The sequence below is a fragment of the Nodosilinea sp. E11 genome (genome assembly GCF_032813545.1).
In the GTDB taxonomy this organism is placed as follows: Bacteria; Cyanobacteriota; Cyanobacteriia; order Phormidesmidales; family Phormidesmidaceae; genus Nodosilinea.
The window spans coordinates 4758170-4773535 of record NZ_CP136520.1 but is presented as its reverse complement, the minus strand read 5'-3'; the positions used below and the strand labels follow the sequence as shown (position 1 = coordinate 4773535).

Genomic DNA, 15366 nt, shown 5'->3' with positions numbered 1-15366 from the left:
GGTTGGTTTAGAACCGGGGGAAGTATGAGCAATACCTGGGTTGTCAATCGCAGGGAACCGTTAGAGTTTAGTGGCAACTCCTTGATAAAAATATCCCGCAACCTTGGGCAGGTTGGGAGCGTAGGCCGCACCAATCACCACGTGATCAAACTGTTGCTCGACCAAACGGCGAATATTGCGGTTTAGGTGACACCCCCCAGCAATGCGCTTTTGAATCGGGGTGAGGCGATTTTGCCAGGTTTGAATAGCGGGCTCATCACTCAGGCCATGTTCAACAAAAAAGAATCGACCACCCGGTTTCAGCACCCGATAGATTTCAGCCAGGGCTGGCTCGATTTGGGCAATGCTGCATAGAGTAAAGGTACTCACCACACTGTCAAAGGTGCGATCGCCCATGGGCAGCGCCTCCCCCCCTAACATGCGATGATCCACCGCGATTGGTGAAGCAGCAATGCGCTTTTGGGCCAAGCGGTGCACCCCTGGGCTGGGGTCTACGGTCACCAGCTGACGCACATGGTCGGGGTAATGGGGTAAATTGAGCCCGGTGCCAAAACCGATTTCAAGCACTGCGCCGCTAACTTCGGCCAGCGCAGTCTGGCGATAGTCACCCAAAATAGAATCGGCCATGGCAATATCCATCAGATAGGGCAAAATTCTCTCGTTGTAAACGCCCATGATGGTGGTTGCTCCTCAGGTCTACTGAGACCATGCTACGGGGTTATTTTACACACCGCACCTAAGCGCTATGTCTTCAAAACTGGTCACAGAGCCTTCCATTGATGTCAAAATCCGCAAAATGCAGCAGCGGGTGCGATGGCAACACCCCAAATTAGCAGAGCGTGGCATCGACCAAACCCGCCTGGTTATTGCCGACGGCAGCAGCCAGAATGAACCGTTCTCGTTCTTGGTGGTTGGCGACAGTGGCACTGGGCGGCACCGCACCAGCAGCCCCCAGCGCCAGGTAGCCGAATTGCTCCTTCCCCACCTCGACTCGGCTCGGTTTACGCTGCACACTGGCGATGTGGTGTACCTAGTCGGCTCGCGAGAACAGTATCCGTCAAACTTTATTAAGCCCTACCGCGAATGGCTAGTGGGAGGTGAGCACTACCGCCGCATTCGCTACGATCGCATGACGCTCCAGCACCCCATTTTGCCGGTACTGGGCAACCACGACTACTACGACCTTCCCATGCTGATTGGTTTGGCCTCAGGCATTACCGCACCGTTGCGCTACGCCCTGCGCTCTTACCTAGACTTAGACGTGAGCTGGCACGGTTCTGACCAGGGCGATACTTTCGCCAGGGCGTTTTTAGACTACCTGTGTGCGGTGCCCGAGGCTCAGCTGGATCAGCATCTCGATAGCTATTACACCAGCCAGGTGGGCAAAACCCGCGCCCTTACCTACCGGCCAGGCCAGTTTACTCGGCTGCCTAACCGTTACTACACCTTTCGCTACGGCGGCATCGATTTTTTTGCCCTCGACTCCAACACCTTTAACCAGCCTCTGCCCATGGCCAACGACCAGGCCGGTCGTCAAGCTTTGCAGGAACAGTGTCAGCAGCTTGAGATGGCGAAGGCTGACCTAGTGCGACAGGCCGGTATGAGCCTCTTTAGTCCAGAGGATGAAGACCACCAAGAAGACCTCACTGAACGGATTGAATCGATCGACGAGCAGCTCAATGACATCGGCAAGCAGCTCCAGAGTTCTCGCCAGTCAATCGTGGATACCGAGCAGCTTCAGTGGTTACGCGATCGCCTGATCGACTCCTGGCAAGACCCGGCAGTCCGGGGGCGCATTCTGTTCTTTCACCACCCGCCCTACGTGACTGAAGCCACTAAATGGGGTCAGGGGCAAACCCTAGCCGTGCGCTACCACCTGCGCCAGGTGCTTGATGCCGTGGCCGCCGAAGTGGCCGAGATAGCTCAAGATCGTCCCCTAGTCGATCTCGTGCTCAACGGCCATGCCCACTGCCTCGATTATGTGCGTACGGGCGACACCGGCCACGGCGATGCCCACATTCCCTGGGTAATCTGCGGCGGCAGCGGCTACAGCCTACGGCGACAGCGCCCAGAAGGGCCAGAGCTGACCGAAGGGTTGGATGGCAGCACTCGCTCTGTGGCCACGTCGCACCTGTTCCTGGGCCGCACCCGAAATGACGGTAAGCTCAATCGCCCCTACTCGGGCCTACGGGTGGAGATATCTGGCGGCAACCCTCCCCAGGTGACGATCGTGCCTCTGGTGGCGGAAAAGTTTGACGGGAGTTGGCAGGGCTATGAGATGGAGGGGTTGGTGGTGTGAAGGGGTGAAGGGGTGAAGGGGTGAAGGGGTGAAGGGGTGAAGGGGTGAAGGGGTGAAGGGGTGAAGGGGTGAAGGGGTGAAGGGGTGAAGGGGTGAAGCAAACCCTTAAACCCTTTGCCCCAGCTTTTTAACATCTATGGCATATCCGGCAACCACCAGGTACACGGCCCCAGCGACGGTGCCTACCTGGCGAGTAAGGGTGCCAAGGCGATCGCGAAATAGCCGCCCCAGCGGGTAGGCGGGCACCACACCCCAGCCAGTTTCTTCGGAGACCAGAATGACGCTGGCGGGGGTCTGTTCCAGGCTCTCGATCAGGGCGTCAACGGTGGCCTGCCAGGTGTCGTCATCCTGCTCTAGCAGATTGGCCAGCCAGGTGCCGAGGGAGTCGATCAGCAGGCAGTCGTGTTCGGTGGCGGTGAGAATGGCTTTGGGCAGGGCGATGGGTACTTCTTGCAGGTGCCAGTGGGCGGGGCGGCGATCGCGGTGCAGTGCCACTCGCGTTTGCCACTCCAAATCGGCTGGATCTAGGGCAGAGGTAGCGATGTAGATCACCGATTGACCCGACTGTGTGGCCAAAGCCTCAGCCCACTCGCTCTTGCCCGATCGCGCCGGGCCGGTCACCAAGCAAATATGAGAATTAGGTGCCACGGGAAATGCCTTCTTCAAGTCGATGATTTGATTTAGCCCTCAGACTGACTCATATAGCTATAGCCCATCAGGTTAGGACAAAGCCGTCATTCCCGCGCAGAGCCTGCCCCCGCGAAGGCGTAGGGCCGGAATCCACTAGCCCGTAATGGCTCTCAAATGGATTCCCGTTGCCACGGGAATGACAGGCAGGGATCGTTGCAAGCAGAATGTCCTAATGATGTTGGCTATGGCTATATCTGACCGATAAACGCATTAATTTCGGCCACTAGCCAGGCTTTTTCGACCAATAATCTCATTGGCGGCCCGCACAAATGTCATAACAGGTCATAGCAGGAATGAGACTCTGCCCTAAAATAGCCAATGACCCCATTATGCCGCTGGGTCAAAACTGGCCAGAAACAAGCCCCATTGAAGTAGTGACGGCGTTAGTTTAGTCTTTTACCAAAGCTCGGGGAATAATCCCTACAATTTGGCTTCTCTGGAAGGCCAGAGGCCACTAGACTAGTGGCAGTTGTATAGCCGGAACGCAGCCGTTGATCGAGGCCCAGAACACACCGACTACCCTGACCGTAGACCGGAGGGAGCTGCAAGAGCTAGTGCGATCGCAGCTCCAGGTACTGCTTGAGCAGGGCAATTTGCCAGGAGCCAAAGCGCTACTGGTGCCGGTGCAACCTGCGGATATTGCTGAGGCGATCGAGGGCCTGCCCGAGGCTATGCAGGCCCTCGCCTTTCGGCTACTGAGCAAGGGCGAGGCGATCGAGGTCTACGAAAACCTCGACACCAGCGTGCAGCAGGCGTTAATCGAAGACTTTAAGCGCCAGGACGTTCTCAACATCGTCGACAAAATGTCGCCCGACGACCGGGCCAGACTATTCGACGAGCTGCCCGCCAAGTTTGTGCGCAGCCTGCTGTCTCAGCTCAGCCCCCAAGAGCGCGAGGCCACTGCCCTACTGCTGGGCTACGCACCGGGCACCGCTGGGCGAATTATGACGCCTGAGTACGTTGCCCTCAAAGAAAGCTGGACTGTGCTGCGTGCCCTCGACTACATTCGCAGCCGCGCCTTTGTCAGCGAAACCATTTATTACCTGTTTGTTACCGATGCGGCCCGTCGTATGACCGGCATTATCTCTCTGCGCCACCTGGTCACCGGCCAGCCTGAGCAGACCATCGGCGACCTAATGACCCGCGAGGTGATCTCGGTACGCACCGATACTGACCAAGAAGAAGTGGCTCGACTGGTGCAGCGCTACGACTTTTTGGCCGTACCCGTGGTCGACACTGAAGACCGACTGGTGGGCATCATCACCGTCGATGACCTGATCGACGTGATCGAGGCCGAAACCACCGAAGACATCTATGCCCTGGGCGGTGTGCAGAGCGGCGGCGACAGCTACTTTCAATCCAACCTGTTTGATGTGGCCCGCAAGCGGGTAGTCTGGCTCTCGATTCTGCTGATTACCAACACCGTCACCACCGCTGTGATTCGCAGCCAAGAAGATATTTTGCAGCAGGTGGTGGCCCTGGCCGCCTTTATTCCCCTGCTGATTGGCAGCGGCGGCAATGTCGGAGCGCAGTCGTCTACGGTGGTCATTCGGGGTCTCAATACCCAAGAGATTAGCTCGAAACAGGCTCTCTCGGTCATTCGGCGCGAGGCGATCGCCGGTACCGTGCTCGGCCTGATGCTTGGGGTTGTCGTCACCGTATGGGCCTACTTACTCCAGGGCGATCTACCCGTGGCCATGACTGTGGGCATTAGCCTGGTGGCAATCTCGATTTTGGCCTCTACCGCCGGGGGTGCCTTACCCATTTTATTTGACAGCCTTGGGTTCGACCCAGCCCTGATGTCAGCCCCCTTCATCACCACCGTTGTCGACGTATTGGGGGTGCTGCTCTACCTCACCCTGGCCCGCCACATGCTGGGGCTGGCCTAGGAGCAGCGTGGCTTGGGTCTAAAATGTTAGCTACACTACCCATTTGTTTTAGGATGGGAGTACAAAAGCCAAATTTTACCGATCAAGGCTGTACATTTAGCCCGCTTGTCGATACAAATGTTTACAATGTTCTTGTAAGGTCGTTGTAGTTTAGGTTGTCCCACTGCCAATACTTTAATCACCCCCTAGCCCCTTGCTTTCGTCGCCTGATTTATCTCTAGACAGCATTTTGGGATTATGGACTTAAACGGTTCGCCTACCCTCGACACTTCCTCTATGCCAGGCCCAGATCACCCCAAGCTACCTGTGCTGCAAAAGATCAAGCAAGACCTTAAGAACGATCTAATCGCCGGGCTGCTGGTGATCATTCCGCTGGCCACTACCATCTGGTTGACCATCACCATTTCGGCCTGGGTAGTGCGTTTGCTGACTCGGTTCCCACGGCAGTTGGCCCCCTTTGACGGCCTCAATCCGGTATTGGTCAACATCATCAACCTGATGATTGGCCTGTCAGTACCGCTACTGGCCATTTTGATCATCGGCCTGATGGCCCGCAACATTGCCGGACGCTGGCTGCTCGATGTGGGCGAAAAAGTAGTGCAGTCGATTCCGCTGGCGGGGTCGGTGTACAAAACCCTGCAACAACTGCTGCAAACCGTTTTCCAAGATTCCAACACGCGCTTTCGCCGGGTGGTCTTGGTAGAGTATCCGCGCAAGGGCATTTGGGCGATCGCCTTTGTCACCGGAGCCATGACCGCTGCCGCCGCTGGCACCCCCAAAATGCTGAGCATTTTTGTGCCTACCACTCCCAACCCCACCAGCGGTTGGTATGCGATCGTACCCGAAACCGATGTGGTCAACCTGGCGATTTCCATTGAAGATGCGTTTAAGGTGCTGCTCTCAGGGGGCATTGTTGGCCCTAACCTGGCCTCGGCGGTGCCCCCCGACCGCATCGTAGCCGTCGTCAACGAAGCCCAAGCCGCTATTACCCTGAGCCAGGGTAGTGCCGAGCTGGCTGCTGACGTAGCCGAGTATCCTCAGCAACTTTCTGTCTTGCCGGTAGACGAAGATTGCTAAGATATAGCCTGGTTCTAGCCCAGAACCAAAGCTGCCCGTTGCTGTGCGTCTGCCCTCGTAGATACAGCCTGCACCGAGTTGCTTTGATCTGAGAAGAATCAAGAACCGCCGCTTCTGGGAGACATTGACTATGCAAGCTCGCCGTATGGCCCGCGAGTTGGCCCTACTGGGCCTCAGCCAGCTTTCTGATAAGCCCGGAAGACTAGCATCCCAAGACTTTGAAAAGCTGCTGCTAGCTGCTATTCAAACCCTAACCGCCGAAGCCAAAGATGCGCTCGAAACCGCCTCTGATGAGCTCAAGCAGGGTAACCAACACCTGGTTGACAGTGGCACCCGCGCCAGTGATGTAGAAAAAGGACGGGCCATGGTCGAAGCAGCGATCGCCCTGACCCAGACCGCTATCAATCGTTTGGCCCACGCGGTTGAGCTGCCCGAATTCATTCGCCTCAGCAACCAGTCTGAGATCGAAGCCTTTGCCCTAGAGCTAATCAGCCACACTGTTAAACATAAAACCCAGGTAGACACTCTACTCGATGAAGCCATGGTCGCCTGGAACCTGAAGCGACTGCCCCGCATCGATCGCGACATTCTTCGCCTTGCCGTAGTTGAGATGCACTACCTGGGTACTCCCGACCGGGTGGCGATCAACGAAGCTGTAGAACTGGCCAAACGCTACAGCGACGAAGATAGCTTTCGCTTTATCAATGGCGTGCTGCGCCGGGTGGTCAACCGCGATGCCGAAGGCGATGCCACCGAGAGCAGTGAAGCGGCAGCAGATAGCCCGGTGGCCTAGGGCAGTAGGTAAGCGAGTAACGGGGAATGACGGTCGCCGACCAGGCAGACCCACGCAAACGAAACTCATGCAACTAGCTGGTGCGATCTACAGCACTTTATGGTGCAGATGGCCACACTCGATAGCTCGTTACCGAGAACGATACGATTAATCACAGTAACAACGTCCGCAAGGTAGTTCTGATATGGCTGGGTTCAACTGGTTTCAGCGCAGTTTTAACAAGTCTGACAGCGCCGAAGCTGAAGCAAAAAGCGCTGAGGCCAAAAGCGCTGAGACCAAACCCCCTGAAACGGCAAACGCTCCTGAGCCGGCTACGCCGCAGCTGTCACCAGAAGACTACCTAAAGTGGGCCAAGGCCGCTTACCAAAATATTCAGAAGCAGCAGGCCGAAGCTAAAGCTGACCAGCCTGAAACAGCAACTCCGGCCCTAGAGGTTGCCGAGCCAGTAGATGAGACTGAGCCCAAACCCGAGGCCGCCGTTGCAGAACCAGCTGAACTGGCAGAGGCAGAGCCAGCAGCAGAGCCAGCGGCAGAGGTAGAGCTGCAACTAGAGCCAGAGCCAGAGCCAGAGCCAGAGCCAGAGCCAGAGCCAGAGCCAGAGCCAGAGGCGTCTCAAGCAGCCGCAATTGACGAGACGGCAGTAGCGCCTGCCGAACCCGATGTGGCCGGGGATACCACTCCTGAAGCGGATGTTTCTGACGCTGCGATCGCTGAAACCACCCCAGACCCCGTTGCACCGGCAGAGCCAGAGCCAGAGCCAGAACCACAGCCCGCCGCCCCTCGCCCCTTCTGGGCCCAGGCCGAAGCAGAGCGCCAGCAGCGCCTGGCTCAGCTTGAAGCCACTGCCATTGTGGAGCCCGAGCCCGAGCCCGTACCTACTACCGCTGTGGCCGCTCCGCCAGCACCTGTGCTGCTCGATATCGATCTCGACGAAGCCTTTCTCTGGTCGGCGGAGGTGCTGGCCGCCCAAGGCCGCCGCCCCGACGATATTTCGGCTGAAGAGATCACCTGGCTCAACAAACTGCGCCAGGGGCTTAACAAAACCCGTCTCAGCCTGGTCAACCAGCTCAAGGCGATCGTCGGCCAGGGGCCACTCAACGACGATGCGGTAATGGAGATCGAGGCGCTGCTGCTACAAGCCGACGTGGGTGTGGCCGCTACCGACAAAGTGATCGAAGCGCTACAAGCCCGCATGCGCGAAGAGGTGTTGCCGCCCGATCAGGCGATCGCCTACCTTAAAACCATTCTGCGCGACATGCTCGACGCCCCCCTAGGCAATGCCCATAACCTCACTTTTACCCCCGAAAAGGGCAGTTTCAACATCTGGCTAATGACCGGAGTGAATGGCGCAGGCAAAACCACCACCATCGGCAAGCTGGCCCACATTGCCAAAAAGTCGGGCTATAACACCCTGATTGCCGCCGCCGATACCTTTCGCGCCGCCGCCGTCGAGCAGGTCAAAGCCTGGGGTGCCCGCAGCGATGTAGAGGTAATCGCCAACCCAGGGCAGAACACCGACCCGGCAGCGGTGGTTTACGATGCGATCGCCGCCTCTAAGTCCCGCAATATCGAGCTGCTGCTAGTTGATACCGCCGGTCGCCTGCAAAACAAAAAGAACTTGATGGACGAGCTGGCTAAAATTCGCCGCATTGTCGACAAAAAAGCCCCTGATGCCCACATTGAAGCGCTGCTAGTGCTCGACGCCACCCTGGGTCAAAACGGCCTGCGCCAGGCCGAGGTGTTTGCCGAAGCCGCCAACCTCAGCGGTGTAGTGCTGACCAAACTCGACGGCACCGCCAAAGGCGGCGTCGCCCTAGCCGTAGTCGAGCAGCTCGGCCTCCCCATCCGCTTTATCGGTGCCGGAGAAGGCATTGAAGACCTGCGACCCTTCTCTAGCTATGAGTTTGTCGAGGCGCTACTGAGCGGCTGAAACCTGCGCAATTCAAAGAGGGCATCCCATGTTTGCGTGTATTACTGCATTGCTCAGCTCTGCGGTTTTAACTTATATATTTCTTTGAATTAATGACCTCCCGCCATGCCCCCCTCTCCCGTCAGTCTGGATCTGCCCTTCGTCCGCCAGCACTTCCCTGCGTTGGCGAGCAACTGGACGTTTTTTGACAATGCGGGCGGTTCGCAGATTCTTAAACCCGTGGTCGATCGCATCACCGAGTTTCTCTACGAGTCTAACGTGCAGCTAGGGGCCAGCTATGCGGTGTCGCAGTTGGCCACTGAGCGGGTAGCAGCGGGCAGCAAGGCAATGGCCAAGTTCATCAATGCCGCCGACCCAGCGGAGGTCATTCTTGGCCCCAGCACCTCGGCCCTGCTGCGGATGCTGGCCCAGTGCTTTCGGCCCACGCTGCAACCGGGCGATGAGATTGTAGTTACCAATGTCGACCACGAGGCCAACATTAGCCCCTGGGCGGAGCTAGAGCGCGAGGGTATGGTGATCAAAACCTGGCGGGTCCACCACACCACCTTTGAACTAGATCTATCCGACCTGGAGGCGCTGCTGACGCCGCGCACGCGGCTGGTGGCGGTGACTCACAGCTCCAATGTGCTGGGGAGTATTAACCCGGTGGGTGCGATCGCCGATCTGGTCCACGCCCACGGGGCGTTGCTGTGCGTCGATGGCGTTGCCTTCGCCCCCCACCGCCGCGTCGATGTACAGGCGCTGGATGTCGACTTTTACACCTTTAGCCTGTACAAAGTCTACGGCCCTCACCAGGCACTGCTCTACGGCAAAAAAGAGCTGCTGCTGGGGCTACCGGGCTACAACCACTACTTTATTGAAAATACGGCGATCCCCTACAAGTTTCAGCCGGGGGGCAGCAGCTATGAGCTGAGCTACAGCCTCACCGCCATCCCAGACTATTTTGAGGCGCTGGCCCAGCACCACGGCCATTCCAGTGATGCAGACCCAATTGATCAAGCCTTTGACCTGATTCAAGCCCACGAGGGGGAATTGAACCAGCGGCTGCTGTCATTTTTGCACAGTCGGCCTAAGGTGAAGGTTATTGGTCGAGAGACAGCTGGCCCAACTCAGCGGGTTCCAACGATTTCGTTTGTGGTGGAAGGGTTGAGCAGCGACCAAATTCCGCCCCATCTGGATACTCAAAAGATCGGCATTCGCTACGGACATTTCTACGCGCTGCGGCTGATCAAAGACTTGGGGCTGTTGCCAAACCAGGGAGTGGTGCGAGTCAGCATGGTGCACTACAACACGGTCGAGGAGTGCGATCGCCTCATCAAAAAGCTAGAAGAGTTGCTGTAAAGGCCAGAGACTCGGTTTTTTAACAAGACCGGGTTTCTCTTGGCGGGAAAATTAAAGGCAGATTTCTAACGATAGGTGAGCAATATTGCAACGCAGCGTCACATTTTCACTCGTGGCTGACACTAGTCCAGGATTTCGCCTTAGATAATATCATATCAAACCAGTTCATGCAGAGGAACACGCAAAGTAGTTCACACATCCTTTGCAACAATTCCAACATCCATACGAAATGTGTAAAGTTCGCGAAGGAAGACTCCTCCAGCCTTGAAAAGTTAATACTATGAACATTGCTAGAATAAAATGTCAACGTTATAGTTTTTCTGTATTAATAGTCGCATAAATGAGTGATGATAGCTGTATGGAGAAGAGTAACATCAGGCGTAGAAGCGCATTTTTCCTGCGGCAAACGGCATAAATATATAGCAGCTCCCAAATGCATATATACATCTTTATTAAAAGAAGATTGCGGTTTATGGGCCTAGAGAATTGAAATGTACTTTATCCGAATCAGAACAGCTATAGTACTCTCGATCAGAAATTTAGGCTCACCTTTCTTACTCGCGTATTGCCTTGTATACTAGTTCGGCCTGGTTGCCTAAAACCGTAGCGATCCAAATCAATTCATGCAGTCAGGACGAACATCTAGCCTGCACGGGCAAGATGTTCGTCCTACAAATTTTTGCAATCACGTAGAATTGCTGTAGCCGTTAATCTTCATTTTTCGAGATTTTACGTAGATAGGTCAATCTTTTAGTCCAGCTAGAGTATTGCCGAAAGACATCTACCCAAGGATATTCCTAAAACCTAAGTAAATAATCAGGAAATCGATTCCATGGCATCAATTAGAGAGCTTGCTGTTCGGGGGACTTTATGGACAATTTTAGGCTACGGTGGCTCTCAGATATTACGATTTGGCAGCAATCTACTTCTAACTCGCTTACTATACCCAGAATTCTTCGGATTGATGGGAATTGTAAACATCTTTATTATTGGTCTAGCTCTATTTTCGGATGTAGGGATTGGCTACAACATTATTCAAAACAAAAGAGGTGACGAGCCAGACTTTTATAACACAGCATGGACCATTCAGGTCATTCGCGGCTTTGGGCTTTGGATAATATGCTTGGCAATTTCACTTCCAGTTTCTCAGCTATATGACCAGCCCTCATTGACTTGGTTGATTCCAGTTGTAGGCCTCACAACAATATTCTCAGGCTTTAGTTCAACTGCCCTTTTTTCACTAGAACGCCATGTCAACTTAAAAAAGCAGGTAATCATTGAAATGGGAAGCCAAGTTATTGGCCTTCTATCCATGCTTATATGGGCATTAATTAGCCCAACTGTCTGGTCATTAGCTGTAGGAGGCTTGATATCTGGCATCACTAAAATGATTTGGAGTCATCACATCCTGCCAGACATCAAAAATAGGTTCCTATGGGAAAAAGAGTCTGTAAAGGAAATTCTTTCAGTTGGTCGTTGGGTATTTATTTCTACAGCAACGATGTTTGTCGCTGAACAATCTGATCGCATAATGCTAGGGGCGATGTTTCCGCTAGCATTATTCGGAATATATCAAATCACTCTAACGCTAAGTGATGTGCCTAGACAGGTATTACAATCACTAAGCGGCAGGGTTATGTTTCCAGTTGTCTCAAAAATGGTTGATCAGCCTCGTAATGTGGTGATAAAAAAAGTTTTGAATGGTCGCCGTTTACTGCTGATAGCATCTTCGTTAATGCTTGCTTTTCTAGTAGGCTTTGGAGATATTTTAATGGAGGTGCTATATGATGAGCGCTATTCTTCAGAGGCTTGGATGCTGCCAGTTTTGGCATTGGGCTTATGGCCTCGCATGCTAGCAAATACGAGTGAGCCATATTTGCTGGCTATTGGGCAGTTCCAATACGCAGCGTATGGCAATTTTCTTCGGTTATTGAGCACAGTGGTTGGCATTTTAATTGGCTTTCGTTTTTTTCAGGTTCCAGGTGCCATTTTTGCTGTTGCTTTAAACGATTTATTTTATTACCTTGTAATAACTTATGGATTGATAAAGGAAAAATTCAATAGCATACCTCAAGACATATTTTTTACTGTCGTCCTATTAACTATAGTAACCCTACTGATTATGATTCGATCTTTCTTCGGGCTAGGAATGCCAATCCAACTCTTGAGCCTATAAGACAGTTCTAGTAGCTCGCAAAACCGTATATTTTACAATGTAGTGTATGAGATTAATCTGCATGACTTTAAGACTCTAGAGTATTTAATCATAGCAGCTCTCGATTCAACAAAGTACACAATTACTATTTCTCAGGCGTCCCCAACTTCTAACTGTCTAAGTTATACTCTGCCTCCCCAAATACCGCTGCCGGATGCATACAAGTCCTAAAATCTTTATAATTATGGTTTTCCTTTCTTATTTTCTAGACTCTTTTTTAGGACGTTGGTAGGGCGGTAGAAGAAAGAAAAGGTGAGGTAGATCACCTAGAATATACTTTGCCTAAGCGAGCTTATTGCAAAGCACTAAATCCTTAATATAACTATATAGTTGTATCTCTTGAATTTTGTTTTGCTTCTAATCATTCGCAGTTAGTTGTCGTATCAAAGTAAAGGTAGCAACGTGAGCTTTCAGTTCTTTCACCCAATCGGTAGCCCAAATATCGTTGCAACTCTAGTAATGGTATTGTGGATTCCTTTAGTTATTTGGATATTCCAGCGATATCCAGCCCGACGAGCAATTGTAATCAGCTTTATTGCTGCTTGGCTGTTCTTACCGGTTGTGATATTGGAACTACCTGGGATTCCGAATTATTCTAAAATATCAGCGACATCCTATGGCGTTTTGTTAGCCACCTTCATATTTGATGTTGGTAGATTTAAACAGTTCAAGTTTGGCTTGCTTGATATCCCGATAGCCCTATGGTGTATTTGTCCTCTATTCTCTTCCTTTTCAAACGAATTAGGCATTTATGATGGAATTTCAGCAGTTACTAATCAAACAATGACATGGGGTATACCCTACTTTTTAGGTAGAATTTATTTAAGTGATTTAGAAGGTCTACGTCAGCTAGCAATTGGAATTTTTGCTGGTGGCTTAGTATATGTTCCTCTATGTCTTTTTGAGATTCGAATGAGTCCTCAATTGCATAATATTTTGTATGGGGGGCATCCTCACGGAGATTTTGGTCAAACAATTAGGATTGGTGGATTTAGGCCTACGGTTTTTATGCAGCATGGACTAGCTGTAGGTGCATGGATGATGGCAGCCTTACTTATCGGAATCTGGCTTTGGAGAACTGGCACAAAACTGAATTTTTTAAATTTTCCGTTTAACATAACGGTTCCATTATTATTTCTTACTTTCTTGGCACTCCGGTCTACAGGAGCTTACGGCCTCTTAGCTCTTGGTATAGCTATTTTGTATATTGGAGCTGTTTTTAGAACAGCACTGCCAGTTTATTTAACTATTGCAGGACTTATCATATATCTATATTTGAGTACTATGACAGAATCCTATATCACTGACCAAATTATTGGAACTCTGTCTCAGTATTTACCTGAAGATCGAGTTCAATCATTAGAGTTTAGATTTAATAACGAAGAAGTCTTGGTTGACAGAGCAAGAGAGAGATTGTGGCTGGGCTGGGCTGGATGGGGTCGAGCTTTAGTTTACGATGCTCAAGGCAAGGCATTAACAATTCAGGATAGCTTGTGGATTATTGCGTTCGGTCACCATGGATTTTTAGGCTTGGTAAGTCTTTACACTACGTTGCTATTGCCTATCGTTAGTGTGTTTACAACAAAGTGCCCACCTCGACTATGGCAAAAGAAAGAGCATGCCCCAGTTGCAGTTTTAACTGTAACCTTGTTGCTCTATTCCATCGATTGTTTGCTCAATGCGATGATTAATCCCCTTTATATTCTGATTTGCGGTGGGCTCACTGGGTACGTTATGCGATCGTCTCGATCAGCCGCAACTATGCAGACATCACCAAAATCATTTTCTAGGTCTATTCTTACTTCTGCAGAGCTGACTAAGCACTAAGGAGTTTTCCAAAAAAAGAGCTCACCCTGAAGGTGAGCGAATGAGGATACCCTACCTTAAGGTTTACTGAAAAAATCAGCGCAGGCTGGATAGCGCCTTTTCGCCGCCCGCCAGCGAGCACTTCTAAGAGACCTGAGTCGAGCAATTCGTTGGGTGAGATAGCAGTATGTGCAGTGGAGAAAATATAAAACAAGCGGTCGGAGCCTCCGGTTCAGATTCATCAGCAGAACCGTAATGGCCATGGTGGTAGCCGCCATGGGGGAAGTTTGGCCATCATCCAGTTCAGGCTAAAGCGACGTTTGCCCTGCCCAAACTTGCCCTCAATGACATTCGCTGCCCCGGTTGGCGAATCGTGTCCCAGAGTTTATCCAAGATTCGTTCACTGCTAGCTCTCGATTGGTTGAGCAGATGCAAGTCCGTAGGATAGTGGATATCCGCTGGTGCTACCGTCGCATCTAACAGCAGTTGCCCCTGGTTGGGTGAGTCGTTGCCAGAGTTATCGTCGCCGCTGTCGCTCGGATCTACCGGTTCATTCAGGGTTGGGGGAGCGGCCTCAGCCTCCATAGACTCTGAGGCCGATGTCTCTGGGACTAAGACGGCCTGCACCACCGCTTCGTTCACCTGGTTCACAAGCTCTAGGCTCAACCGCTAGTGACCGAGCGCCATCATCAACGCGTCAAACGGCGCTCGGTCACTGTATTCGGACAACCCCAAAAAGTAGAGCAGATACGGGAGAACCCGTATCTGCTCTACGGTCTCTCCATCACTGACCCTTAGCTGCTCTTTGATAAGCAACGCCCCCAGTGCCATCCGAAACGGTTTAACTGGTGCCCCTCGGTCCTCGCTGAACTGCGCCGCATAGTTCGACTCAAACGCCTCCCATAGAATCATTGCCGCCAGCTTCACCCAACGATTCTCCCCTGATAGCTTGCCTCCAAACGGCAAATAGAAGTTCTCAAAACTCAGTTGACCTGGGCTCGATTAGCGATACATTAGTCTTTGCGTCCAAGGATTTCTCTACACTTTAGCGGCTCTTAACCACGCTGAATCGCCATGTTTGCTTAGCTTTGGATACTTTCTCAGCAAGCCCTAACCTAAGCCATGTCAGACTGCGAAATGTCGGTTAGTAGGCTCGTTTCAGGTTTGCCGCAATATCGACACAGGTAGCGTTGCAAAGCGATTTGCTCTTTTAAAGGTGATCTACCGTTCTTTACAGGGTGATCACTCTGGCAATAGAGACATCGCATTGGCTAGAAGTCAATCATTGTAAACATTCTAGCCAACACCCGTTAGGGAAGCAGTACC

10 protein-coding genes and 1 pseudogene are annotated in these 15366 nt (G+C 52.4%); 8 read left to right on the top strand and 3 right to left on the bottom strand.

Features of this window, described 5'->3' with window-relative positions:
- Nucleotides 1-60 precede the first annotated feature (60 nt).
- The gene (locus tag RRF56_RS23465; RefSeq protein ID WP_317035572.1) at nucleotides 61-675 is read right to left on the bottom strand and encodes a class I SAM-dependent methyltransferase; all 615 of its coding nucleotides are present in this window, start codon (nucleotides 673-675) and stop codon (nucleotides 61-63) included.
- A gap of 70 nt (nucleotides 676-745) precedes the next feature.
- Here RRF56_RS23465 and RRF56_RS23460 point away from each other — a divergent pair, with 70 nt between their 5' ends.
- Nucleotides 746-2299, top strand: a complete 1554-nt coding sequence (locus RRF56_RS23460; RefSeq protein ID WP_317035571.1) for a metallophosphoesterase — start codon at nucleotides 746-748, stop codon at nucleotides 2297-2299.
- Nucleotides 2300-2404: 105 nt separating this feature from the next.
- On the opposite strand, the gene cobU is transcribed toward RRF56_RS23460, so the two are convergent.
- Nucleotides 2405-2947 carry a bifunctional adenosylcobinamide kinase/adenosylcobinamide-phosphate guanylyltransferase gene (gene cobU, locus RRF56_RS23455; protein ID WP_317035570.1) on the bottom strand — a complete coding sequence of 181 codons (543 nt, stop codon included), beginning with the start codon at nucleotides 2945-2947 and terminating at the stop codon, nucleotides 2405-2407.
- 533 nt (nucleotides 2948-3480) lie between these two features.
- Here cobU and mgtE point away from each other — a divergent pair.
- From mgtE to RRF56_RS23420, 7 genes are all read left to right on the top strand, one after another.
- Entirely contained in the window at nucleotides 3481-4878 is a 1398-nt protein-coding gene (gene mgtE / locus RRF56_RS23450; protein ID WP_317035569.1) for a magnesium transporter, read from the top strand.
- 276 nt (nucleotides 4879-5154) lie between these two features.
- Nucleotides 5155-5955, top strand: coding sequence for a DUF502 domain-containing protein (locus tag RRF56_RS23445; RefSeq protein WP_317035568.1), 801 nt, complete (start codon nucleotides 5155-5157; stop codon nucleotides 5953-5955).
- Between the two features lie 130 nt (nucleotides 5956-6085).
- Nucleotides 6086-6748, top strand: coding sequence for a transcription antitermination factor NusB (gene nusB / locus RRF56_RS23440; RefSeq protein ID WP_317035567.1), 663 nt, complete (start codon nucleotides 6086-6088; stop codon nucleotides 6746-6748).
- 184 nt (nucleotides 6749-6932) lie between these two features.
- The gene (ftsY, locus tag RRF56_RS23435) at nucleotides 6933-8678 is read left to right on the top strand and encodes a signal recognition particle-docking protein FtsY (protein ID WP_317035566.1); all 1746 of its coding nucleotides are present in this window, start codon (nucleotides 6933-6935) and stop codon (nucleotides 8676-8678) included.
- A 105-nt stretch (nucleotides 8679-8783) separates the two neighbouring features.
- Nucleotides 8784-10019, top strand: a complete 1236-nt coding sequence (locus tag RRF56_RS23430) for a cysteine desulfurase-like protein (RefSeq protein WP_317035565.1) — start codon at nucleotides 8784-8786, stop codon at nucleotides 10017-10019.
- An 832-nt stretch (nucleotides 10020-10851) separates the two neighbouring features.
- Nucleotides 10852-12195 carry an oligosaccharide flippase family protein gene (locus RRF56_RS23425; protein ID WP_317035564.1) on the top strand — a complete coding sequence of 448 codons (1344 nt, stop codon included), beginning with the start codon at nucleotides 10852-10854 and terminating at the stop codon, nucleotides 12193-12195.
- A 441-nt stretch (nucleotides 12196-12636) separates the two neighbouring features.
- Nucleotides 12637-14061 (top strand): hypothetical protein, encoded by a 1425-nt coding sequence (locus RRF56_RS23420; protein ID WP_317035563.1) that lies wholly within the window; start codon nucleotides 12637-12639, stop codon nucleotides 14059-14061.
- Between the two features lie 581 nt (nucleotides 14062-14642).
- Here the strand turns inward: RRF56_RS23420 and RRF56_RS26480 are convergent.
- A pseudogene (locus RRF56_RS26480) lies at nucleotides 14643-15027 on the bottom strand (transposase); the annotation flags it as partial.
- Between the last annotated feature and the right edge of the window lie 339 nt (nucleotides 15028-15366).

Bases quoted from the DNA above. Each gene is read 5' to 3' on its own strand.
- RRF56_RS23465 (WP_317035572.1), bottom strand. From the start codon at position 675: ATGGGCGTTTACAACGAGAGAATTTTGCCCTATCTGATGGATATTGCC.
- RRF56_RS23460 (WP_317035571.1), top strand. From the start codon at position 746: ATGTCTTCAAAACTGGTCACAGAGCCTTCCATTGATGTCAAAATCCGC.
- RRF56_RS23445 (WP_317035568.1), top strand. From the start codon at position 5,155: ATGCCAGGCCCAGATCACCCCAAGCTACCTGTGCTGCAAAAGATCAAG.
- nusB (WP_317035567.1), top strand. From the start codon at position 6,086: ATGCAAGCTCGCCGTATGGCCCGCGAGTTGGCCCTACTGGGCCTCAGC.
- ftsY (WP_317035566.1), top strand. From the start codon at position 6,933: ATGGCTGGGTTCAACTGGTTTCAGCGCAGTTTTAACAAGTCTGACAGC.
- RRF56_RS23430 (WP_317035565.1), top strand. From the start codon at position 8,784: ATGCCCCCCTCTCCCGTCAGTCTGGATCTGCCCTTCGTCCGCCAGCAC.
- RRF56_RS23425 (WP_317035564.1), top strand. From the start codon at position 10,852: ATGGCATCAATTAGAGAGCTTGCTGTTCGGGGGACTTTATGGACAATT.